The following is a 23,175-nucleotide window of genomic DNA, read 5'->3' on the forward strand; positions in this document are numbered from 1 at the left end:
CGGCCGTATCCCGATGGCGTACCGCGGCAACGGCACACCGTCATTCGGACAGGCCCTACACTTGCGCCCTGTTCTTATATTCCTCTTTCGCATCACCCATCCATGTCGCGATCCGACCCTTCCGCCGTTCCCGCCCGCTACCTGCTGTTTCCGCTGTTGGCTGCCCTGATCTGGTCCGTCAACATGATCGTCACGAAGATGGCCGCCGGCGTGATCTCGCCCGCCGTCATCGGCTTTTACCGCTGGGCGCTGGCCGGCGCCGTGCTGACGCCGTTCGCATTGCGAGGCGTGTGGACGCAACGCCGCCTGATCCTGCCGTACCTGCCCAAGTTCGCCGTGCTGGGCGGCTTGGGCATGGCGCTGTACCAAGGGCTGGCCTATGTGGCCGCGTCCAGCACCACCGCCACCAATATGGGCATCATCACCGCCATGATCCCGCTCTTGACCATTGCGGTGGGTACGGTGGTGCTGCGCCAGCGGCCCACGCTGATGGCGATGCTGGGCGGCGTGGTGTCGCTGGCCGGTCTGGCCCTGCTGATCGGCGAAGGCGACCCCGCGCGGCTGCTGTCCGTGGGCGCCAACCCGGGTGACCTGCTGATGGGCATGGCCGCGCTGGCCTATGCGCTGTATGGCGTGCTGCTGCGTCGCTGGGGCTTGCCGGTGGGCCCGTGGGTGTCGCTGTACGTGCAGATTGGTTTTGGGGTGCTGTTCCAGTTGCCGGCATTCCTGATGGCCGCGCCGTCGCCGCTGAATGCCGACAACGTGCCCCTGGTGCTGTACGCCGCGATATTTCCGTCCCTGTTTGCGCCTTTCCTGTGGATGCAGGGGGTCAAGCACCTGGGCCCGAACCGGGCCAGCATTTTCCTGAACCTGATGCCGGTGGGCACGGTGGCCATCGCTTCGGTGTTCCTGGACGAAAAGCCGCATCTGTTCCATATCGTGGGCGGCTTGCTGGCGCTGGCCGGGGTCATGCTGGCGCAGATGCGTACGCTGCGCCTGGGGGCACGGCGAGGGTAGAGGGGCGACGAAGGGGGGCGGTGACCGGGCCAGCGACCCGGGCAGCGACCCGGACAGCGACCCGGACAGTGACCCGGGCAGTGACCCGGGCAGTGACCCGGGCAGTGACAGGGACGGAGAACCGGGGCGGAGAACGGGGGGGTAACCCCGACGTTCCCCCGCTGACGCACGCCTGTCAGGGTTCCGGCCTACAATGGACGGTTCATCAGCTTTCTTTCCCTATACGAGCCCATGGCCCAATACGTCTACACCATGAATCGCGTCGGCAAGATCGTGCCGCCCAAGCGGCAGATCCTGCGTGACATCTCGCTTTCGTTTTTTCCTGGCGCCAAGATCGGCGTGCTGGGCCTGAACGGCTCGGGCAAGTCGACGCTGCTGAAGATCATGGCGGGCGTCGATAAAGAGATCGAAGGCGAAGCCATTCCCATGCCGGGCCTGAACATCGGCTATCTGCCGCAGGAACCGCAACTGAACCCCGAGCACACGGTGCGCCAATCGGTCGAAGAGGGCCTGGGCGCCGTCGTCACCGCCAAGAAGCGCCTGGACGAGGTCTACGCCGCCTACGCCGAGCCGGACGCCGACTTCGACGCGCTGGCCGCTGAACAGGCCGACCTCGAAGCCATCATCGCCGCCGCCGCCTCCAGCGGTTCGGACGACATCGAACACCAGATGGAAATCGCCGCCGACGCCTTGCGCCTGCCGCCCTGGGACGCCATCGTCGGCAACCTGTCCGGGGGTGAAAAGCGCCGCGTGGCCCTGTGCCGCCTGCTGCTGTCCAAGCCCGACATGCTGCTGCTGGACGAACCCACCAACCACTTGGACGCCGAAAGCGTGGAATGGCTGGAGCAATTCCTGCACAAGTTCCCCGGCACCGTCGTCGGCGTGACCCACGATCGCTACTTCCTGGACAACGCCGCCGAATGGATCCTGGAACTGGATCGCGGCTACGGCATCCCCTGGAAGGGCAACTACAGCTCGTGGCTTGAGCAAAAAGAAGACCGCCTGAAGCAGGAAGAGTCCTCGGAATCGGCCCGCCAGAAGACCATCAAGAAAGAACTGGAATGGGTGCGCCAGAACCCGAAGGGCCGTCAGGCCAAGGCCAAGGCTCGACTGGCCCGCTTCGAAGAACTGTCATCCTACGAATACCAGAAGCGCAACGAAACCCAGGAAATCTTCATTCCCGTGGGCGAGCGCCTGGGCAACGAGGTCATCGAATTCAACAACGTCAGCAAGGCGTATGGCGATCGCCTGTTGATCGATAACCTGAGCTTCAAGATCCCGCCGGGCGCCATCGTCGGCATCATCGGCGCCAACGGCGCCGGTAAGTCCACGCTGTTCCGCATGATCGCGGGCCGCGAGCAACCGGATTCGGGCGAAGTCACCATCGGCCAAACCGTCAAGCTGGCCTACGTGGACCAGTCGCGCGATGCGCTGGAAGACAAAAAGACGGTGTTCGATGCGGTGGCCGACGGCGCCGACATCCTGACCGTGGGCAAGTTCGAAATGTCGTCGCGCGCCTATCTGGGCCGCTTCAACTTCAAGGGCGGCGACCAGAACAAGGTCGTGGGCCAGCTGTCCGGCGGCGAACGCGGCCGCCTGCACATGGCCAAGACGCTGATCGCCGGCGGCAACGTGCTGCTGCTTGACGAACCGTCCAACGACCTTGACGTTGAAACGCTGCGCGCGCTGGAAGATGCCTTGCTGGAGTTCCCCGGCAGCGTCATGGTCATCAGCCACGATCGCTGGTTCCTGGACCGCATCGCCACGCACATCCTGGCCTTTGAAGGCGATTCGCAAGTGGTGTTCTTCGATGGCAACTACCAAGAGTACGAAGCCGACAAGAAGCGCCGCCTGGGCGAAGAAGGCGCCAAGCCCAAGCGCCTGCGCTACAAGGCATTGAAGTAAGTGCTGAAGTAAGTGCTGAATTAGCAATCAGCTTGTTCAGTCCAAGAATCCCGGCCCACGCGCCGGGATTTTTTTCGCGGCGATGAAATCAAAATTGCGTCGTGCGTCCAGTGCCTTGCTGTGGACCGAAGACAAGCGTCTGTGCTCCGGCGTCAAGACGCTGAACCTGTCCGGTCGGGTCGCCGCTATATCATTAGGCAACACGCGCGCGCTTCGGCTGCGCCGCGTTGCGGTTCCCCTCTATTCCGTTGCCGGCTTTCCGGAGATTCCCAATGCTGCTGCAAGCCTCCGATTCCACGTTCCTCATCGTCGACATGCAGGGCCGATTGATGCCCGTCATTCACGACAATGAGGCCGTGCTGCACACCACGCACAAGCTCGCACAGGCCGCGCGCTTGCTTGATGTGCCGGTCATCGCCACCGAGCATCACAGCAAGATGCTGGGCGTCACCGTGGACCCGTTGCGCGGCATCGTGCAGTCCACTTTTCAGAAGATGCACTTTTCTTCCACGCGTGAACCGGGCTTTGAAGCGTGGCTGCCGGCCGCGCGCAAGACCATTCTGGTGGCCGGTTGCGAGGCGCATATCTGCGTGCTGCAAACCGTGATCGGCCTGGCCGACATGGGCTATCACGCGGTGCTCGTGTCGGACGCGGCGGGCTCGCGCAAGCCATCGGACCACCACGCCGCGCTGCGCCGCGCGCGGGCACATGGCGCGGATATCGTCACATCGGAAATGGCGATATTCGAATGGATGCAAACTTGCGAACATCCCCGTTTTCGCGAGGTGTTACGTCTCGTCAAATAGCCGACGCGCCCTGCAACATCGTCCCTGGGGCGCGCAATTATTCTCTCGCTGTTTGACACAATTCCTGGGCAAACCTAACACCACACGTGCGGATATTTTGAGATCCTGAAGTTTCTAAACCCATATGGGGATCGCGCGCTCGCGTCAGGTCCATGGTGCGGCCCCGGGGATAAGAATAGGAGCCTCATCATGAAAATCGCATCTCTTTCCAAAATCTGTGTCGCACTCGCAATGACCGCCGCCATGGCAGGCTGCTCGTCCTGGGATGGCATGAGCCATCGTCAAAAGAGCACGGTGGGCGGGGCCGCTTTGGGCGGCGTCGCAGGCGCCGTCATCACCAACGGCGGGGTCCTGGGTACGGTGGGTGGAGCGGCGATCGGCGGCGTGATCGGCGATCAGGTCGGCAAGCACTAAACGCTGCCCAGCAGCAAAAAGCCCGGCATTGCCGGGCTTTTTTTTGGCCGTGACCAAGATGCGATTCGCGCCGGCAAACCGGCGCGACCGCCGCATCACGTTTCGTTCTGCGGCATCTCGATCTTCACTTCCAACACTTCCAGCGTGTCCTGGCGTTCCAGGTGCACCTTGATGTCTTCGGGGTTGATCTTCACGTACTTTGAAATCACGGCGATAAGTTCCTGCTGCAGCTGCGGCAGGTAGTCGGGCGAGTCGCCGCGGCCCCGCTCGTGGGCCAGGATGATCTGCAACCGTTCCTTGGCGACGGACGCGGAAGTTTTCTTTTGACCAAGCAGAAACGACAGGAAGGACATTGCTTACTTGCCTCCGAACAGGCGTTTCAGGAAACCGGGCTTTTCGTAATCGGTAAAGCGCAGGGCCTTGTCTTCGCCAAGGTAACGGGCCACGACGTCCTTGTACGCTTCGGAGACGTCGGTCTCTTTCAGGTGGATCGCCGGCAGGCCTTGGTTGGAGGCTTGCAGCACGGCTTCCGATTCGGGAATGACACCGATCAGCTTGATGCGCAGAATGTCTTCGATATCGCCCAGCGACAGCATCTCGCCGTCGACCACGCGCTTGGGGTTGTAGCGCGTGAGCAGCAGGAATTCCTTGACGGGTTCACCGCCGTCCACCGCGCGCTTGGACTTGGCCGCCAGGATGCCCAGGATGCGATCGGAATCGCGTACCGACGAGACTTCCGGGTTCGTCACGACCAATGCGTCGTCGGCGAAATAAGCGGCCATCAGCGCGCCCGTTTCAATACCGGCCGGCGAGTCGCAGACGATGTATTCGAAGCCCATTTCCTTCAGGTCGTTGATGACCTTTTCCACGCCTTCCTGCGTCAGCGCGTCTTTGTCGCGCGTTTGCGAGGCGGGCAGGATGAACAGGTTTTCAAGCTGCTTGTCCTTGATCAGCGCCTGGTTGAGGGTGGCTTCGCCCTGAATCACGTTGACGAAGTCGTACACCACGCGACGCTCGCAGCCCATGATGAGGTCGAGATTGCGCAGGCCGACATCGAAGTCGATGACAGCGGTCTTGTGGCCCCGCATCGCGAGGCCCGCGGAAAAACTGGCGCTCGTCGTGGTTTTACCCACGCCGCCTTTGCCGGAAGTCACCACAACAATGCGTGTCATGACGATCAAACCCTTATGTTCGAATAAATCGCGTTATCGTAAAGCAAAAAGCCCATGTAAGGCTTCTTACAGAATGTGTTGAGACCTGAGGTTCCGGACGATGTGCGTGGCGTGCGCGCACGCCGCCTTGCCATCGTCCGATCAGCTTTTCAGGGCCTCGATCCGCAGCGTGTCGCCATCCAGGCGAACCAGCGCCGGCTGGTTTTGCAACGTGCGGTCAAGCTTGTCTTCCACCACGCGGTACACGCCGGCCACGGCCAGCAGTTCCGCGTCCAGATGCGTCGTGAATATGCGCGCCGAGGTATCGCCGCGCGCGCCCGCCATGGCCTTGCCGCGCAAGGGTCCGTAGACGTGCACATTGCCGTCGGCGATGACTTCGGCACCCTGGCTGACCATGCCGATCACGACCAGGTCCGTGTGGCGCGCGTACACGCGCTGGCCCGATCGCAGCGGCTTGGTGATGACCAGCGCCGATGCCGAATGCGGCGCGGCCTGCGTGGGGGTGGGGGCAGAGGTGGTGTTGCTGGCTTCGCGCGCGGGCATCGGCTCGGCGGACGTGGGCTTGGCGGGCGTGTCAGCCGCAGCGCTATCCGTGGCAGCGTTATCCGTGGCTGCGCTATCCGCCGCCGAGGTATCCGTGGGGGCGGGCGCGGTTTCAACGGCCGCGGCCGGCACCGACGGCACGGGCGTCGACACATCATTGGGCGGCGCGGTGTCCACCACGGGGGCAGGGCGCGCGGGCGGGGTGGAAAGCTCAACCGGTGCCAGGCCGGCGTCGCGCGCGGCCTTCAGGTTGGCGCCTTCGGCGACCACGCCGATGGCGGGCAGGTTGTGCGCGCGCAGCGCGGCAACCAGCGCCGGCCAGTCGATGGCGTCTTCGACGCGGCTGGCGTCGATGACCACGGGTTCGTTTTCAAAAAAGCTGCCGGCATCCGCCATGCGCTTGGCCAGCGCGGCGGCGAGGCGTTCGGGGTCCGCGCTGTGCAGAACCACGCGAATGGCATAAAGGGTGGCGCTTTTGAAGTCCAGGGCTAGCGATTCAGTATTCATCTTGATTGTGGCTGGCGGTCCGGGCGCCAGGAAAACGGCGCGCGTAACCGGCTGCGGGATGTCGGGCATGATAACCCGCGCCGGGGTGGGGTGCGCAGGGGGGAAGACGAAAGAACAAGGCGCCCGAAGGCGCCTTTTTCCGTGTTACGCACGCGTGGCGGCGTGGCGCGGCGGCTTAGCCTTGCGCCCAGGAATCGCGCAGGGTCACGATGCGGTTGAGCACCGGCGCGTCAGGCGTGGATTCCTTCAGGTCGGCCGTGAAATAACCCAGGCGTTCGAACTGCCAGGTGGCGCCTGGCGTGGCGACGGTGCCGGGTTCCAGCCAGGCCGTGACGGTCTGTTTGGAGTTCGGGTTCAGGCAGGTCAGGAAGTCCTTGTCGCCACCGTCGGGACGCGCATCGGCGAACAGGCGGTCGTACAGGTGGATCTGGGCGGGCACCGCGTGGGCCGCGCTGACCCAGGTGATGTTGCCCTTGACCTTGACGCTGTCCGCGCCCGGCGTGCCGCTTTTGGTCTCGGGCAGGTATTCGGCCTGCACTTCGACGATTTCGCCGGCTTCGTTCTTGGTGAAGCCGGTGCAGCGCACGACGTAGCCGTACTTCAGGCGCACGGTGTTGCCCGGGAACAGGCGGAAGTACTTCTTGGGCGCTTCCTCGCGGAAGTCGTCGCGTTCGATCCACAGTTCGCGCGACAGCGGGAATTCGCGCACGCCGGCTTCCGGGTCGTGCGGGTTGCGCGGCGCGGTGCAGGGTTCGGACTGGCCTTCGGGGTAGTTCGTGATGACCAGCTTGATCGGGTCCAGCACGGCCACCGAGCGGGCCGCGATGGGGTCGAGGTCGTCGCGCACGGCTTGCTCAAGCAGGCTGTAATCAATGCGCGAATCGGACTTGGACACGGCGGTGCGGTCGCAGAACAGGCGGATCGAGGCCGGCGTGTAGCCACGGCGGCGCAGGCCGAAGATGGTCGGCATGCGCGGGTCGTCCCAGCCGTCGACGTGGCCTTCGCGCACCAGTTGCAACAGCTTGCGCTTGCTGGTGACGACGTAGCTCAGGTTCAGGCGGGCGAATTCATATTGGTGCGGCAGCGGCTGGGCCAGCTTGCCCAGTTCGGCCAGGCGCGTCAGGATCCAGTCGTAGAACGGACGCTGGTCTTCGAATTCCAGCGTGCAGACGCTGTGCGTGATGCCTTCCAGCGCGTCCTCCACCGGATGCGCCCAGCTGTACATGGGGTAGATGCACCACTGGTTGCCCGTGCGGTGGTGGGTGGCGTGGCGCACGCGGTACATGACCGGATCGCGCAAATTGATGTTGGGCGAAGCCATGTTGATCTTGGCGCGCAGCACCAGGCTGCCGTCGGGATGCTTGCCGTCGCGCATCTCGCGCAGCAGGGCGATCGATTCAGCGGCGGGGCGGTTGCGCCACGGCGAATCGGTGCCCGGCTCGGTCAGCGTGCCACGGTTGGCGCGGATTTCCTCGGGGCTTTGCTCGTCGACATAGGCATGGCCGGCTTCGACCAGGGCTTCGGCGAATTCGTACATATAGCCGAAGTAGTCGCTGGCGAAGTACAGGTTTTCCTTGCCATCGGCGGCCTTCCAGTCAAAGCCCAGCCAGCGCACGGCTTCGATGATGGCGTCGACGTATTCCTGGTCTTCCTTTTCCGGGTTGGTGTCGTCAAAGCGCAGATGACAGACACCGCCGAAGTCGCGCGCCAGGCCGAAGTTCACGCAGATGCTCTTGGCGTGACCGATGTGCAGGTAGCCGTTGGGCTCCGGCGGAAAGCGCGTGCGGATGCGGGCCGGGTCCGGGTCGCCCTGTTCCTGCACGGCGGCCGGGCCAGGCTTGCCCGCCCAGCGTTTGCCCTGGAAGCGGTTGGCTTCGAGGTCGTCCTGGACGATGTTGAGCAGGAAATTGGATGCAGCAGGGGTCGGCGTCGTGGCGGAGGTCATTCTTGAAAGAATAGGAAAAAGCGGCGACAAAGCGTCAATTTTGCCACGTTCCGCAACAAGGGCCTTTTTGAACCCTCTGCAACCGGTTTCAAACTGTCCCCACAGCCTTGTAACTGGCTCTACACTACGGGCCATCATGGATATATCCACCCTTTCCCTGGCCCGTGCGCAGTTCGTGGCCAGCCTGAGCTTTCTGGCGCTTTTCCTGGCGGTTTCCCTGGCGCTTGCCTGGGTGCTTCTGTTTTTTAAAGTGCGCGCCCGCTGGTCCGGCCGCCCCGGCTGGACTGCCGCCTATCGGTTCTGGGTGCGCATTTTTGCGCTGGCCTTCGTCCTGACATTGGCGGCCAGCGTGCCCGTGCTGATCCAGATAGGCAGCCTGTGGGCGGGCCTGATGGACAAGATCGGCAACGTGGCCGGCCCGCTGCTGGGCTACGGCATCCTGTCGGTATTCATCCTGAAATCCTGCTTCCTGGGCGTCATGCTGTTCGGGCAGCGCCGGGTGTCCGACGGCGCCCATACCCTGGCCGTGCTCATGGTGGCCGTGGGCCAGTTGGTGGCGGTGTTCTGGGTGCTGGCCTTGCAGTCATGGATGCAGACACCCGACGGCGCGATCCTGGTCGATGGCCGCTACCAGGTCTACGACTGGGTGGCCGTGGTGCTGAACCCGTCGTTGGGCTGGCGCATGGCCGTGGTGGCGGTGGGCGCGGCGCTGGCTGCCTCATTCCTGATGATGGGGGTGACGGCATTGCAGGCGCTGCGCCGTCCGCTGGGCGATGGCGAACGCAACGCCTTCAAGACCGCGCTGGTCATCGCCGTGCTGGCCGCGATCCTTCAAATTCCCGTGGCCACCGGTGCGGGCCAGATGGTGGCCAAGCTGCAACCGGCCAAGGCCGCCGCCGCCGCCGGCTTCTGGGAAAGCGGCGCCGAACCTCAGCTGGTGCTGTTTGGCTGGCCGGATGCGCGCGCCCACACCAACGTGTCCGACATCACCATTCACAATGCCGGTGGCCGCTGGCTGCATCGCAACGCCGACGGCACCTACCGGGGCCTGGACAAGTATTCCGGCATGTTGCCGCCGGTGGCCTTGACGTTCTGGTCGCTGCGGGTGGCGGTGGCGGCGGGGCTGTTGATGCTGGCGGTGGCGTGCGTGACGTTCCTGTGGACGTTCCGGCGCGGGCTGGACCCATCGACGCTGCCCGTGTGGTGGCAGCGCGTGCTGTGCGGCATGATGTTTTCGGGCGGAATCGCCGTGGTGGCCACTTGGTGGGTGTCGATCATCGGCCTGCAACCTTTCGTGGTGAACGGCACCATCACGCAATCCGAAGTGCTGGGGCAGATGCCGTCCAGCACGGTGCTCTACGGGCTGATGGGCTATGGCCTGCTGTATGCCCTGCTGCTGGCCGCGTTCACGGGCATGCTGTTTCACGCCGCCCGCTATGGGGTGGTGCCGGTACGTAAATTGGGCGGAGGCTCGCCATGATCGCCATGCTGGCCGCATCGCAGGGGCTCAGCCCCGAAGACCCTTCTTTCTGGATGCCGTTGGCCTTCATGGGCCTGTTGTTCGTGGTGATTGCCGCGGGCATGGTCCTTGACGGCTTCGATCTGGGCGTGGGCATCCTGCTGCAACTGGCGCCCGAACACGAGCGCGGCCGCATGATGTCGCTGTTGAGCCCGTGGCGCGATGCCAACGAATTCTGGTTGCTGCTGGGCATGGGGCTGTTCGCCTCGGCATTCCCGTTTGCGTGGGGGGCGGTGCTGGGCAAGCTGTACGGGCCGTTGACGTTCATGGTGCTGGGCGTGGTGCTGCGCAGCGTGTCGTTTGAATTCCGCATCCGCGCGCGCAACGAAATGAAGCCGCGCTGGATCTTCGGCTTTTGGGCGGGCTCCCTCATCACGGCGTTCGGGCAGGGCATGCTGCTGGGGCGCATCGCCACGGGCTATCAGTCCGATGCGGGCTACGGCTGGTTCGCCATGTTCGTCGGCCTGTGCGCGGTAGCCGCCTATGTGCTGCTGGGTGCATCGTGGTTGGTCATGCGCGTGGACGGCGATTTGCAACGCCGCGCCGCCTATTGGGCGCGCCACGCCATCCGCTGGACGGCGGTGGGCATGGTGGCCATTGCCGTGACGCTGGGCCTGGCCAATGCCGGCATCTTCTACAAATGGAGCAACATCGCGCACCTGAGCCTGGCCGCCACGGTGTGGGTGCTGATGCTGGCAGGCTACGTGGCGGCCGAAATGCTGCTGACGCGCCTGCCCGGCCGCGCCGACCGCTTCAGCTGGTTGCCCTTCGTGCTGTGCGTGGCGCTGTTCCTGCTGATGTTGAGCGGCTTGGCCTACAGCCTGTTCCCGTACCTGATCCTGGACGACATGACGCTGTGGGATGGCGCGGGCGCGCTGGGGTCGATGCGCCTGGTCATGGCGGGCGCGGTCGTGGGCATTCCGGTGGTGTTGGTGTTCAACATCCTGGCGTACCGGTCGGTGTTCGGTAAAGAACGCCCGCCGGTGCCGCTGTTGCCGCCGCCGTCGTATTGAAGCTTGAGGCGTGGGGCGCGGGGCGGGGCGCCGGAAAAAGGAACGCCCCCCAGGGGCGGGCCCTTACAGCACCGGCTTGGCCACGCGTTGCAGGATTTCTTCGCCGTAGGCTTCCAGCTTGCGCGCGCCCACGCCGCTGATGTGGCTAAGGGCGTCCATGGACTCTGGCTGCGCCAGGGCAATTTCACGCAGCGTGGCGTCATGGAAAATGACATAGGCCGGCACGCCGTGGCTCTTGGCCACTTCGCCGCGCCAGGCGCGCAGGGCTTCGAACACGGGTTGCAGTTCGGCCGGCAGGTCGATGGCCGCTGCCTTGGGCCGCCCGCTGCTGGTCTTGCCCGACCGCGTCTTCTTTTCGGATTCGCGGCGCAGCATCAGCTGGCGTTCGCCCTTGAGCACCGCGCGGCTGCCTTCGGTCAGGGCCAGGGTGCCGAAGCCTTCGTTGTCCACCGTCAACAAGCCTTGCGCCAGCAGCTGGCGCAGCACGCCGCGCCACGCGGTATCGCTAAGGTCTTCGCCCACGCCGAACACGCTTAGCGTTTCATGGCCGTGCTGCTTGGTGCGGTCGGTGACCTTGCCACGCAGAATGTCGATGATGTGGCCCGCGCCATAGCGCTGGCCGCGTTCTTTCCACAAGCGGTAAACGGCGGACAGCACTTTCTGCGCGGCCACCGTGCCGTCCCAGGCTTGCGGCGGTTCCAGGCAGACGTCGCAGTTGCCGCAGGCGGTAATGTGCTGGCCAAAGTACGCCAGCAGCCGCACGCGCCGGCATTCCACCGTTTCGCACAGACCCAGCATCGCGTCCAGCTGTTGACCCAACCGACGGCGATAGGATTCGTCGCCGGGGGATTCATCGATCATGCGGCGCTGTTGCACCACGTCTTGCAGGCCGTAAGCCAGCCACGCCGTGGCGGGCAGCCCATCACGGCCGGCCCGGCCGGTTTCCTGGTAGTAGCCTTCAACCGACTTGGGCAGGTCGATGTGCGCCACAAAACGCACGTCAGGCTTGTCGATGCCCATGCCGAAGGCAATGGTGGCCACCATGACCACGCCGTCTTCGCGCAGGAACCGGGACTGATTGGCGGCGCGCACCTGCGGGCTGAGCCCCGCGTGATACGGCATGGCGTCAATGCCCTGGTTGCACAGGAATTCGGCGGTTTCCTCGACCCGCGCCCGCGACAGGCCGTACACCACGCCGGACTCGCCCTGGTGTTCCGTGCGGATCATTTCCAGCAGCTGTTTGCGCACTTCGTTCTTTTCAACGATGCGGTAGCGGATGTTGGGGCGGTCGAAGCTGGACACGAAGTGCCGGGCGTCGTCCAGCGACAGGCGTTGGGCGATCTCGGTCCGGGTCTCGGCCGTGGCCGTGGCCGTCAGCGCGATGCGTGGCACATCGGGCCAGCGCTCGTGCAGCATGGACAGGCCCAGGTATTCTGGCCGGAAATCATGGCCCCACTGCGACACGCAATGCGCTTCGTCGATAGCGAACAGGGCGATGCGGCCGCGTTCCAGCAGTTGCAGGCAGCGGTCGGTCAGCAGCCGTTCGGGGGCGACGTAAAGCAGATCCAGCTCGCCGGCCAGAAACGCCTGTTCGACGTCGCGGGCCACGCGCCAGTCCTGCGTGGAGTTCAGGAACGCGGCGCGCACGCCCAATTCGGTCAGGGCGTCGACCTGGTCCTGCATCAGCGCAATCAGGGGCGACACGACAATGCCGGTGCCTTCACGCACCAGCGACGGAATCTGGTAACAGAGCGATTTCCCTCCGCCCGTGGGCATCAGGACCAGCGCGTCGCCGCCGTCGATCACTTGTTCGACAATGGCTTGCTGGTCGCCGCGGAAGGATTCGTAACCGAAAACGCGCTGTAGTACGCCCAGGGCGCGCGCGTCAGACATGGGGGTAGGCCGGAAGCATCATGGCAGGGATTTTAAGCCGCAATTTCCGGGCGCCTGTTTCAGGGGGATATTTCCGTCCGGCTTGCGGCCTGCTACCAGCTCAGCCACGTGCCGCGCATGAAGGTGTCCACCGGCATGCTCAGGTTGGCCCGCCATTCATAGTTGCCCGACACGATGTCGCGGTCGGCGCCCACGGCCAGCTTGACCTTGGGCGCGACGAACATGCTGTGGGTCAGCCCCACGCGCTGCTCGGCAAGCACCGAGCCTTCGTGCAGGCCCGAATAGGTGCCGCTGAAGGTGCCCCAGCCCTGGATCGGCACACCGGCCGACAGCGTGTTGCGCGATTGCGGGGCCGCGGCCACGCCGCCGGAGTAATTGGACAGGTCGCCAAAGCCTGCGCCGATCTGCTCGTTCGTGTAGCCCAGGTTGACGGCGTCCGCGACCTCGACGTTGTAGCCGAAGCGGTAGCGCCAGGCGTTGGACGCGTCGAACGAACTTTGCGTGGCGCCGGCCTGGAAGGTGCCGTATTCACCAGCGGCATAGGTGGTGCCCATGCCGCGCGTGGTCAGCGACGGGGCGCTTTGCATCTGGCCTTCGACGGTCAGCGCGGGCGTCAGGCCGTAGCGCACGCTGCCCATTCCGACCGACGCGCCATAGTCCACCGCGCCTGAGCTGGCGGCGGGGTCCATGCGGTTGAGCTTGCCCACCGACGACGAATAGCCAAAGCTGCCCTCTGGCACGGTGGCGGCCGACCCGGCCCAATTGGCGATCTGCAAGCCGCCCACCGGGGCGGTGCTGCCCCAGGCGGGGGCGTTGGCGTTGATGTTGCCCACCGTCAGCGACGGGCCGGCGGTGTTGCGGTAGACCCAATTGCGGTCGCCGCCGTAACGCAGGCCGTCCTGGCCACTGACCGATGAAAACCACGGGCGAGTCGGGCGCGACACGCCCGAAATCACCACGACGGGGATGCGGGGTATGTCACTTTCTTCCAGCGCGAAGGAATAGTCCGGCACGCCGCTGTCCGACGTGCCGCTGTCGTCCGGCGCATTGCCGTCGGCCGCGCCCGCAACCTGATCGTCGCAAGCCAGCGCGCCGCCCTCCATGCCTTGCGACAAGCCCGTATTCAAACCGGGAATTGCTTCGTCGCCGCTGTCCTCGGTGCCTTGCACGCTGGTGTCCAAGGCCGGCTCGGCGGCCCGCAAGCCGCAGGGCGGCGGGCCCAGGGGCACGGCACGCGATTCGATCGACGGCGCCGGACGCACGGGGATCGGCTGTACCGGGGACAGTACGCCGATGCCGCGTGCCACAAGCACCGGCGCGCCCTGGGCGGGCATCGAATTGGGAAGGGGGGACGCAGCCAGCGTGTCGGCAAGCGCGGTAGCCAGCGGGCAGCACATTCCCGCCGTCAGCGCCGCATGCAACAGCCGTCTGCGCCAGTTTGCAGGGGCGACCATAAAAACAGTGTAGAAAGGGGACGCCGCGGTAGCTGTAAACGATTTTTAGTAAACCGGACCAGCGGCAAGGCAAGCACGTATTTTACGGCCAGTGGGCCGGTGCGGAAAAGGGTCCGGAACGGGTTTTGCGGACGGCCAAGCACCTGCAAACCCGCCGCCGATCACGCGCCGACCGCCCGTGGAGCTGCTGCCGGAGCGTTTCCAGACACCTGCCGTACATCATGCAACAGGTGTATTTCAGTTGATTTCCTGCCCCTTGCGGCTTGGCGCGCCGCGCCGCACTATGGCATCCATGGACAATCCTCATACCAAGCTGCTGGTCGTGGACGACGACCCGGCCCTAAGACAATTGCTGGCCGACTACCTGAATCGGCACGGCTACGACACCTTGCTGGCGCCGGACGCCACCGATCTGTCGTCGCGCATTACCCGCTACGCGCCCGACTTGCTCGTGCTTGACCGCATGCTGCCCGGCGGCGATGGCGCCGACGCCTGCCGCCGCCTGCGCGAGCAAGGCGAGGACATCCCCGTCATTCTGCTGACCGCGCGCGACGAGGCGGTGGACCGCATCATCGGCCTGGAAGCCGGCGCCGACGATTATGTCGGCAAGCCCTTCGACCCGCGCGAACTGCTGGCCCGCATTGAAGCCGTGCTGCGTCGCAAGCGCGGCCCGTCCGCGCTGACCAAAGACGCGCCGGTCACGTTCGGCCCGTTCCTGTTCGACCCGTCCACCCGCCAGTTGTCCCGTGACGGCACCGTCGTCAAGCTGACCGGCGGCGAAATCAACCTGCTGGAAGCGCTGGTGCGCAACGCGGGCAAGCCGTTGTCGCGCGAACGCCTGCTGGCGCTGGCGCGCGATGATGACGCGGGCGAACGCAACGACCGCGCCATCGACATCGCCATCCTGCGCCTGCGCCGCGTCATTGAAGACGACCCCAAGCAACCGCGCTGGATCCAGACCGTCTGGGGCATCGGCTACCGGTTTTCCCCCTGATGCGTTTTCCCGCCCGCTTCCTGGTGCCGCGCTCGTTGCGGGCGCGCCTGATCCTGCTGATCCTGGGCGCTGTGCTGTTGACGCAAGCGGCCACGCTGGTGACGGTGTCGTACTTCCGTCACAAGTTCATGGAAGACGTGGCCATCGGCTATATCGTCACCACGATCCGCACGCTGCGCGCGGCGCTGTCCGAGGTGCCCGCCGAGGACCGCGCCGATTTCGTGCGCACCGCGTCGCAGAACCAGTGGCGACTGTGGTCGCGCGTGTTGCCGGCCGAAGCCAAGCTTCAGCGTTTCAACGGCCGCCGTCCGCCGCCGCCGCCACGTGCCGCGCCACGTCCGCCACCGCCTTCCGACGCCCGACCCGACACCCGGCCCGATTCGCGACCCGACTCCCGGCCCGGCGAATCACCGCCTCCGCCGCCGTCTGACGGGCGTGGCGTCGAGCCCGGCGACTCGCGCAGCGCCCAGCAGCGCGAGGCCGACCACGCCGCCCATGAAGAGCGCATGAAGCGCTACCAGCCCGAACCCGACGACATCCGTCGCGACCTGCGCGTGCTGGTGCAGTTGCTGAATGAACGGCTCAATGACGGCACGCGCGTGGCGCTGTCGCGCGGCCCCACGCCCGAGATCTTCATTTCGCTGGCGCCCAATTCCGCCAGCGAAGACGTACCCCGCCTGCGCGAATGGCTGGTCATTCCGCTGGAACGGCTGGACCCGCCCGTTGCCACGCCGTTCATCGCGGCCTGGCTGGGCGGATTGGGCCTGTTGCTGCTGTTGGCCGTGGGCTTTTCGTGGCACATCACGCGCCCCATCACGCGCTTGGCCGATGCGGCCGACCAGCTTGCCGCCGGGCAGCCGCAGCGCGTGGAACCATCCGGCCCGCACGAAACCCGCGCGCTGGGCGAACGCTTCAACGCCATGCTGGACGCCCTGGCCGAGTCCGACTCCGTGCGCCGCACGCTGCTGTCCGGCCTGCCGCATGACCTGAAGGGGCCGTTGTCGCGCATGTGGCTGCGCATTGAAATGGCCGACGATTCCAAGCTGAAGGAAGGCTTGCGCACCGACCTGCAAGACATGCAGCACATGGTCGACCAGTTCATCGGTTTTGTGCGCGGCACGGACCCGGCCGCCTACCGCTATGCACCCATCGTGCTGTCCGACTGGCTGGTCGAACGCGTGGGCGCGTGGCAGGGGGCGGGCACCGATATCCATCTGGCGTCCGTGGACGACGATGCGCCGCTGGTGGTGCAGGCCGACGCGGTGGCGCTGGGCCGCCTGTTGGATAACCTGATCGGCAATGCGCTCAATCATGGCGCGCCGCCGGTCAATGTCAGCCTGCGCCGCGAAGACCGCGAGGCCGTGCTGGACGTGTCGGACCATGGCCCCGGCATCGTGCCGGAACGCCGCCAGGAGGCGCTGCGCCCCTTCAGCCGCCTGGACGACGCGCGTACCCGCACGGGCAGCGTGGGGTTGGGGCTGGCGCTGGCCGAGGCGATTGCGCGCGCGCACGGCGGGTCCCTGGAACTGCGCCAGGCGGAATCCGGCGGGCTGTGCGTACGGGTGAAGCTGCCGTTGTCGGAAAACGGCTGACGCGGGTGGGGGCCAGCTAGTCGCCCCCACCACGGCCCGCACCCGCCGACTCGCCATACGGTACGATGCATCCTGCTTCGTCCCTTGTCGTTTTTCGCACCATGGCCATTCAGTCCGATTCCCTTTCCTCTCGTCCCGACGCCCCTCGTATCGTGGCGCCGCAGCCGGTGTCGCCCAACGAGGAATCGATCGAGCGCGCCTTGCGGCCCAAGGCCCTTCAGGAATACGTCGGCCAGCAGCGCGCCCGCGAACAGCTTGAAATCTTCATCGCGGCCGCGCGCAAGCGCGGCGAGGCGCTGGACCACGTGCTGCTGTTCGGCCCCCCGGGCCTGGGCAAGACCACGCTGGCCCACATCATTGCGCATGAAATGGGCGTGCAGCTGCGCCAGACGTCCGGCCCCGTGCTGGAACGCCCCGGCGACCTGGCGGCATTGCTGACCAACCTGGAAAAGAACGATGTGCTGTTCATCGACGAGATCCACCGCCTGTCGCCCGTGGTCGAGGAAATTCTCTACCCGGCGCTGGAAGACTTCCAGATCGACATCCTGATCGGTGAAGGCCCGGCCGCGCGCAGCGTCAAGCTGGACCTGCAACCGTTCACGCTGGTGGGCGCCACCACGCGAGCGGGCATGTTGACCAACCCGCTGCGTGATCGTTTTGGCATCGTGTCGCGGCTTGAGTTCTACAACGCCACGGACCTGGGCCACATCGTGACCCGCAGCGCGGGTTTGCTGAACGCCGTCATCACGCCCGACGGCGCGGCGGAAGTGGCACGCCGTGCGCGCGGCACGCCCCGCATCGCCAACCGCCTGCTGCGCCGCGTGCGCGACTACGCCGAGGTCAAGGCCAGCGGCACCATCGACGCCGACGTCGCGGGCCGCGCGCTGGCCATGCTGGAAGTGGACCCCCAAGGCCTGGACTTGATGGACCGCAAGCTGCTTGAAGCCATCATCCACAAGTTCGATGGCGGCCCGGTCGGCGTGGACAGCCTGGCCGCCGCGATCGGCGAAGAACGCGACACCATCGAAGACGTGATCGAGCCTTACCTGATCCAGCACGGCTACCTGCAACGCACGCCGCGCGGGCGCACCGCCACGCTGTCCACCTGGCGCCATCTGGGCCTGGCGCCACCGGCGGGCGCGGCCACCGGCAGCGGCGACCTGTTCAACAAATAGGCTAGTCGCCTCGGCGGGCGGCGCAATCGGCGTGACGGGTTTATGATCCTGGGGTTTTTCGACATTCCCGCGATCAAAGGACCAGATTTCCATGCTGCCCGAACTGCCTACCTATGATGACGTCGTACGCGCCAGCGAGCGCCTGGCCGGCAACGCCCACCGCACGCCCGTCCTGACCTCGGCCACGGCCGACGCGATCAGCGGCGCGTCGATCTTCTTCAAGTGCGAGAATTTGCAGCGCATGGGCGCGTTCAAGTTTCGCGGCGGCTACAACGCCATCGCGCGCCTGACGCCGGAGCAGCGCGCGGCGGGCGTGGTGACGTTTTCGTCGGGCAATCACGCGCAGGCCATCGCGCTGGCTTCCAAGCTGCAAGGCGTGTCGGCCACGATCATCATGCCGCTGGACGCCCCCGCGGCCAAGCGCGCCGCCACGGAAGGCTACGGCGGCAAGATCGTCACCTACGATCGCTACACCGAAGACCGCGAGCAGATCGCGCTGCGCATCCAGGCCGAAACCGGGGCCACGCTGATCCCGCCTTACGACCACGAAGACGTGATCACGGGGCAGGGCACGGCGGCCAAGGAGTTGTTCGAGGAAGTGGGTGAACTGGACTATCTGTTCGTCTGCCTGGGCGGCGGCGGCTTGTTGTCGGGATCGGCCCTGTCGGCGTTTGCGCTAAGCCCGCGTTGCTTGGTGTACGGCGTTGAGCCGGAAGCGGGCAATGACGGCCAGCAGTCGCTGCGCAAGGGTGAAATCGTCCGGATTCCCGCGCCCAAGACGCTGGCTGACGGCGCCGCCACCACGCACCTTGGCAATCTGACGTTCCCGCTGATCCAGAAGTATGTGCGCGATATCGTCACCGTCACGGACGCGCAGTTGGTCACCACCATGAAGTTCTTTGCCGAACGCATGAAGATGGTGGTGGAACCCACGGGCTGCCTGGCCGCCGCGGCGGTCATGCAAAACGTGGTGCCGGTAAGCGGCGCGCGGGTCGGTGTCATCATCAGCGGTGGCAATGTCGACCTTCCGGTCTACTCCCGGCTGCTGGCGTCCTGACGCGGAAGTGGCGGCCCGTCCCCGGGCCGTCGATGCGTGCTTGCGGTTGTTGCCCGTGCAGGGCAGAATCGGGTCTCGATCCTGACTCGAACAGGGGCTGCGGCATGCGTATCCTTGTCATCGGCGGCACCGGTTTCATCGGCCGTCACCTGATTGCCCGACTTTCCGCCGACCTGCACCAGATCATCGTGCCCACCCGCCTGTTGGCGCGCGGCAGCGAACTGCAAGTCCTTCCGACCACCACGCTGATCCAGACCGACATCCATGACGATGCCGTGCTGGACCGCCTGGTGCGGGGTTGCGACGCGGTGGTCAATCTTGTCGGCATCTTGCACGGCAACGTCGGCCGGCCTTATGGTTCGGCGTTCGCGCGGGCGCACGTGCATCTGCCGCAACGCATTGCGCGGGCGTGCCAACGTCACGGGGTTCGGCGCCTGCTGCACATGAGCGCGCTGGGGGCGGATTCCCAGGGCGACAGCATGTACCAGCGCTCCAAGGGCGACGGCGAGGCCGCCGTCAAAAGCGAATTCCCATCCGCCAACGATACGGGATGGACGATCTTCCGGCCCTCGGTCATCTTCGGCCCGGACGACAACTTCACGAATATGTTTGCGTCGCTGGCGCGCTGGCTGCCGGTCTTGCCGCTGGCGGGCGCCAACGCGCGCATGCAGCCGGTGTATGTGGGCGACGTGGTGGTGGCCATGGCCAACGCGCTGGGCGATTCCCAGACCTGTGGCAAAACCTATGAACTGGGCGGCCCGCAGGTTTACACGCTGGGTGAAATTGCGCGGCTGTGCGCCGCCTGGAGCGGCCATCCGCGCCCGGTGGTACCGGTGCCGATGGGCGTGGGGCGCATCCAGGCGCGCCTGTTTGAGTGCATGCCCGGCGAACCCTTGATGTCGCGCGACAACCTGGATTCCCTGCGCCGCGATAACGTCTGCGTGGGGCCGATGGCGCCTGAATTGCGCGTGGTGCCGACCGGCCTGGAAGCCGTGGCGCCACGCTACCTACAGCGGGCGCCTTAGCGCGCCAACGCCTTCAATGCCTGCTTGATGCCGTCGGACACGCCCACGCCTTCGGGCAGGGTCTTGAGCGCCGACAGCGATTCCTTCTCTGAATAACCCAGCGCCAGCAGGGCGTTCAAAATGTCCGACTGGTTATCCGGCGTGGCGTGCGACGACGCCCCGATATCCGCCCCCAGCTTGCCGCGCATTTCCAGCAACAGGCGTTCCGCCGTTTTTTTGCCGATGCCGGGCACGCGCGTCAGGCGGCCCGATTCCTGCAAGGTAATGGCCTGCGCCAGGTCGGCCACCGACATCCCCGACAACACCGACAGCGCCGTGCGCGCACCAATGCCGCTGACCTTGATCAGCTGGCGAAACGCGCTGCGTTCGCCGGCGGTGCCGAAGCCATACAGGATGTGCGCGTCTTCACGCACGGTCAGGTGTGTATAAAGCGTGACGCGCGCGCCGGTCTCCGGCAGCGAATACAGCGTGCTCATGGACACGTCGATGTCATACCCCACGCCGCCCACGTCCACACAGATGGTGGGAGGCAGCTTTTCAATCAGGGTTCCGGTAATGCGTCCGATCATGGTGATGATGGCCTGGTAGCAATGGCGCGCGCGGAATGCGCGGCGAATGCGGGCATTCTATACGCCCGGGCAGGCGGTGCGCTGCGGGCTCAGCCGATCAGGCGGCCATTGCGCAGGCGCGTCTTGCCGCCCATGCGCAGCGCCGTGCCCAGCCGTTCCAGCTTGTCCTGCAAGGGGCCGACGTGGGCATGACAGATGGCGCAGGCCAGCGCGTCGGCGGAGTCGGGCGCGGGCACGCCGTCCAGCGACAGCAGGTGCTGCACCATCATCTGCACCTGCTCCTTGGCGGCGCGGCCGGTGCCGACCACGGCTTTCTTGATCTGCAAGGCCGTGTATTCATGCACCGCCAGCGAACTGTCGGCCAGCGCGCACAACGCGGCGCCACGGGCCTGGCCCAGCAGCAGGGTAGACGCGGGGTTGGTGTTCAGGAAAACGATTTCAAGCGCCGCGACATCGGGTCGCGTGTCGCGCGCGACCTCGCGCAGATTGTCCAGGATGACTTTCAGGCGCTCGGCCAGCGTCAGCGCCGGCGGGACCACGATGGTCCCGCTGGCGACATAGCGCAGCCGCGAGCCCTCGGCATCGATCACACCGAAGCCGGTGCGGCGCAAGCCGGGATCGATGCCCAGGACGCGCATCAGTGGCGGAAGTGGCGGGTGCCGGTCAGCACCATGGCGATGCCGTGCTCGTCGGCAGCGGCGATGACTTCATCGTCACGCATGCTGCCGCCCGGCTGGATGACGCAGGTTGCGCCCGCCGCCACCACCACGTCCAGGCCGTCGCGGAACGGGAAGAACGCGTCCGACGCCACGGCCGAGCCTTGCAGCGTCAGGCCGGCGTTTTCTGCCTTGATCGACGCAATGCGGGCCGAGTCGATGCGGCTCATCTGGCCGGCGCCCACGCCCAGCGTCATGCCGCCGCCCACGAACACGATGGCGTTGGACTTGACGTACTTGGCGACCTTCCAGGCGAAAGCCAGGTCGTTCATTTCCTGTTCGGTGGGCTGGCGCTTGCTGACCACCTTGAGCGCATCGCGCGGCACGTTGTAGGCGTCCGGGGTCTGCACCAGCCAGCCGCCGCCCACGCGCTTGATGTCGAAGGCGTTCTGGCCCACGCCCATCGGCACTTCCAGCACGCGCACGTTCTTCTTGGCGGCCAGGATGGCCAGCGCGGCGCCGTCGTAGGCGGGTGCCAGCAGCACTTCCATGAACTGGCCGCTGACGGCTTCGGCCGTGGCCGCGTCCACCGGACGGTTAAAGGCGATGATGCCGCCGAAGGCCGACGTCGGGTCGGTCTTGAAGGCTTGCTGGTAGGCGCCCAGCGTGTCGGCCGCCACGGCCACACCGCACGGGTTGGCGTGCTTGACGATGACGCAGGCGGGCACATCGAAGCTGCGCGCGCATTCCCATGCCGCGTCGGCATCGGCGATGTTGTTGTAGGACAGTTCCTTGCCCTGCAATTGGCGGTAGTTGCCCAGCAGCCCGGCCGGACGCTGCGCGTCGACGTAGAACGCGGCGGTCTGGTGGGGGTTTTCGCCGTAGCGCAGCGCCTGTTCCTGCTTGACCTGCAAGGTCAGCGTGCCGGGCCATTCGTTACGGGCGGGCACCGCTTCCTGGGCCGGTTCGGCTTCGGTCAGGCTGGTCAGGTAGGCGGCGATGGCGCCGTCGTAGGCCGCCGTGTGGGCGTAGACCTTCGAGGCCAGCGCCAGGCGCAGGCCGTAGGACGTGCTGCCGCTCTTGTCCATTTCGGCCAGTACGCGGGAGTAGTCGATCGGGTCGATCACGACCGTCACGCCGCCCGCTTCGGTGCCGTGGTTCTTGGCTGCCGCGCGCAGCATCGCCGGGCCGCCGATGTCGATGTTCTCGACGGCGTCCGCGAACGTGCAATCGGGCTTGGCCACGGTTTCACGGAACGGATACAGGTTCACCACCAGCATGTCGATGCGGTCGATGCCCGCCGCCTTGATGGTGTCCATGTGCTCGGCGCTGTCGCGACGGGCCAGCAGGCCGCCGTGAATCTTGGGGTGCAGCGTCTTGACGCGGCCATCCAGGATTTCCGGCGAACCCGTGTGGGCGGCCACTTCGGTGACGGTCAGGCCGGAGTCGGCCAGCAGCTTGGCGGTGCCGCCGGTCGACAGCAGGCGCACGCCACGCGCGGCCAAAGCGCGGGCAAATTCAACGATGCCGGTCTTGTCGGACACCGAAAGCAGGGCGGTTTCGATTTTCATGGTGGGGGACGGGAGTCGGGCGGTGGGCCTTTCTCGTTCAGGTCGGGATGGGAATCTGCGAAGGAAAGGACGGTGCCCGCCGGGGGGGCCGTCCTTCTTGAAAAAGCTATACCTGGATATTGTGCGCCAGCAACTTCTTGCGCAGGGTGTTGCGGGTGATGCCCAGCATTTCGGATGCGCGCGACTGGTTGCCGCCCGACCGCTCCAGCGCCACTTCAAGCACCGGGCGTTCCACGCAGCGCATCACCATGTCCCACATATCGTGGGGCTCGGATTCACCCAAGTCTTCGAAATAGCGCTCCAGGCTGGCGCGCACGCATTCTTCCAGGACATCTTTCTTGCTCATTT

The 23,175-nt window shown here is 65.7% G+C and carries 21 protein-coding genes; 11 read left to right on the plus strand and 10 right to left on the minus strand.

Annotated elements, in window-relative coordinates; genetic code table 11:
• The first annotated feature begins 102 nt into the window (after positions 1–102).
• The 4 genes from KYT87_RS04360 (at position 103) to KYT87_RS04375 (ending at position 4,142) form a co-directional block, all read left to right on the plus strand.
• The gene (locus KYT87_RS04360; RefSeq protein ID WP_219991764.1) at positions 103–1,017 is read left to right on the plus strand and encodes a DMT family transporter; all 915 of its coding nucleotides are present in this window, start codon (positions 103–105) and stop codon (positions 1,015–1,017) included.
• 231 nt (positions 1,018–1,248) lie between these two features.
• Positions 1,249–2,922, plus strand: a complete 1,674-nt coding sequence (gene ettA, locus KYT87_RS04365) for an energy-dependent translational throttle protein EttA (protein WP_006217650.1) — start codon at positions 1,249–1,251, stop codon at positions 2,920–2,922.
• A gap of 272 nt (positions 2,923–3,194) precedes the next feature.
• Positions 3,195–3,728 (plus strand): isochorismatase family protein, encoded by a 534-nt coding sequence (locus KYT87_RS04370; protein WP_046803498.1) that lies wholly within the window; start codon positions 3,195–3,197, stop codon positions 3,726–3,728.
• Between the two features lie 189 nt (positions 3,729–3,917).
• Positions 3,918–4,142 (plus strand): glycine zipper 2TM domain-containing protein, encoded by a 225-nt coding sequence (locus KYT87_RS04375; RefSeq protein WP_039882797.1) that lies wholly within the window; start codon positions 3,918–3,920, stop codon positions 4,140–4,142.
• Positions 4,143–4,237: 95 nt separating this feature from the next.
• On the opposite strand, the gene minE is transcribed toward KYT87_RS04375, so the two are convergent.
• From minE to KYT87_RS04395, 4 genes are all read right to left on the minus strand, one after another.
• Positions 4,238–4,495, minus strand: a complete 258-nt coding sequence (minE, locus tag KYT87_RS04380; protein WP_006217654.1) for a cell division topological specificity factor MinE — start codon at positions 4,493–4,495, stop codon at positions 4,238–4,240.
• Between the two features lie 3 nt (positions 4,496–4,498).
• Entirely contained in the window at positions 4,499–5,314 is an 816-nt protein-coding gene (gene minD / locus KYT87_RS04385) for a septum site-determining protein MinD (protein WP_006217655.1), read from the minus strand.
• A 141-nt stretch (positions 5,315–5,455) separates the two neighbouring features.
• Positions 5,456–6,364, minus strand: coding sequence for a septum site-determining protein MinC (minC, locus tag KYT87_RS04390; RefSeq protein ID WP_120157388.1), 909 nt, complete (start codon positions 6,362–6,364; stop codon positions 5,456–5,458).
• Positions 6,365–6,539: 175 nt separating this feature from the next.
• Positions 6,540–8,309 carry a glutamine--tRNA ligase/YqeY domain fusion protein gene (locus tag KYT87_RS04395; protein WP_219991765.1) on the minus strand — a complete coding sequence of 590 codons (1,770 nt, stop codon included), beginning with the start codon at positions 8,307–8,309 and terminating at the stop codon, positions 6,540–6,542.
• Between the two features lie 136 nt (positions 8,310–8,445).
• On the opposite strand from KYT87_RS04395, the gene KYT87_RS04400 reads away from it, so the two are divergent.
• Together KYT87_RS04400 and KYT87_RS04405 are read left to right on the plus strand one after the other, a co-directional pair.
• On the plus strand, positions 8,446–9,789 hold the full coding sequence (locus tag KYT87_RS04400) for a cytochrome ubiquinol oxidase subunit I (RefSeq protein WP_046803496.1): 1,344 nt from the start codon (positions 8,446–8,448) through the stop codon (positions 9,787–9,789).
• Entirely contained in the window at positions 9,786–10,841 is a 1,056-nt protein-coding gene (locus KYT87_RS04405; protein ID WP_046803495.1) for a cytochrome d ubiquinol oxidase subunit II, read from the plus strand. Before KYT87_RS04400 ends, KYT87_RS04405 begins: the two co-directional genes overlap by 4 nt.
• Before the next feature lie 63 nt (positions 10,842–10,904).
• Here KYT87_RS04405 and recQ read toward each other — a convergent pair whose 3' ends face one another.
• Together recQ and KYT87_RS04415 are read right to left on the minus strand one after the other, a co-directional pair.
• On the minus strand, positions 10,905–12,734 hold the full coding sequence (recQ, locus tag KYT87_RS04410) for a DNA helicase RecQ (RefSeq protein WP_046803494.1): 1,830 nt from the start codon (positions 12,732–12,734) through the stop codon (positions 10,905–10,907).
• Positions 12,735–12,826: 92 nt separating this feature from the next.
• Positions 12,827–14,188 carry a fimbrial protein gene (locus tag KYT87_RS04415; protein ID WP_255593896.1) on the minus strand — a complete coding sequence of 454 codons (1,362 nt, stop codon included), beginning with the start codon at positions 14,186–14,188 and terminating at the stop codon, positions 12,827–12,829.
• Between the two features lie 292 nt (positions 14,189–14,480).
• On the opposite strand from KYT87_RS04415, the gene KYT87_RS04420 reads away from it, so the two are divergent.
• The 5 genes from KYT87_RS04420 to KYT87_RS04440 all read left to right on the plus strand — a co-directional run bounded on the left by KYT87_RS04420 (position 14,481) and on the right by KYT87_RS04440 (position 20,031).
• Complete coding sequence (locus KYT87_RS04420; protein WP_039882801.1) at positions 14,481–15,182, plus strand: response regulator; 702 nt, start codon at positions 14,481–14,483, stop codon at positions 15,180–15,182.
• Positions 15,182–16,774: an ATP-binding protein gene (locus tag KYT87_RS04425; RefSeq protein WP_219991766.1), complete on the plus strand. Its 1,593-nt coding sequence runs from the start codon at positions 15,182–15,184 to the stop codon at positions 16,772–16,774. The genes KYT87_RS04420 and KYT87_RS04425 overlap by 1 nt, the downstream gene beginning before the upstream one ends.
• Positions 16,775–16,875: 101 nt before the next feature.
• Positions 16,876–17,949, plus strand: a complete 1,074-nt coding sequence (gene ruvB, locus KYT87_RS04430) for a Holliday junction branch migration DNA helicase RuvB (protein ID WP_046803491.1) — start codon at positions 16,876–16,878, stop codon at positions 17,947–17,949.
• A 91-nt stretch (positions 17,950–18,040) separates the two neighbouring features.
• A complete protein-coding gene (locus KYT87_RS04435) occupies positions 18,041–19,006 on the plus strand; it encodes a threo-3-hydroxy-L-aspartate ammonia-lyase (RefSeq protein ID WP_219991767.1) in 966 nt (321 codons plus the stop codon).
• Between the two features lie 104 nt (positions 19,007–19,110).
• Positions 19,111–20,031, plus strand: coding sequence for a complex I NDUFA9 subunit family protein (locus KYT87_RS04440; protein WP_104143536.1), 921 nt, complete (start codon positions 19,111–19,113; stop codon positions 20,029–20,031).
• Here the strand turns inward: KYT87_RS04440 and ruvA are convergent.
• The 4 genes from ruvA to KYT87_RS04460 form a co-directional block, all read right to left on the minus strand.
• Positions 20,028–20,600 (minus strand): Holliday junction branch migration protein RuvA, encoded by a 573-nt coding sequence (gene ruvA, locus KYT87_RS04445; RefSeq protein WP_046803488.1) that lies wholly within the window; start codon positions 20,598–20,600, stop codon positions 20,028–20,030. The two genes, KYT87_RS04440 and ruvA, sit on opposite strands and share 4 nt — an antisense overlap.
• 89 nt (positions 20,601–20,689) lie before the next feature.
• Positions 20,690–21,238, minus strand: a complete 549-nt coding sequence (gene ruvC, locus KYT87_RS04450; protein WP_219991768.1) for a crossover junction endodeoxyribonuclease RuvC — start codon at positions 21,236–21,238, stop codon at positions 20,690–20,692.
• Positions 21,238–22,827, minus strand: a complete 1,590-nt coding sequence (gene purH, locus KYT87_RS04455) for a bifunctional phosphoribosylaminoimidazolecarboxamide formyltransferase/IMP cyclohydrolase (RefSeq protein ID WP_120154011.1) — start codon at positions 22,825–22,827, stop codon at positions 21,238–21,240. Before purH ends, ruvC begins: the two co-directional genes overlap by 1 nt.
• 106 nt (positions 22,828–22,933) lie before the next feature.
• Positions 22,934–23,173 carry a helix-turn-helix domain-containing protein gene (locus KYT87_RS04460; RefSeq protein WP_006217670.1) on the minus strand — a complete coding sequence of 80 codons (240 nt, stop codon included), beginning with the start codon at positions 23,171–23,173 and terminating at the stop codon, positions 22,934–22,936.
• Positions 23,174–23,175: the final 2 nt, after the last annotated feature.

The sequence above is a fragment of the Achromobacter sp. ES-001 genome (assembly GCF_019448355.1).
GTDB classification, from domain to species: Bacteria; Pseudomonadota; Gammaproteobacteria; order Burkholderiales; family Burkholderiaceae_B; genus Achromobacter; species Achromobacter spanius_B.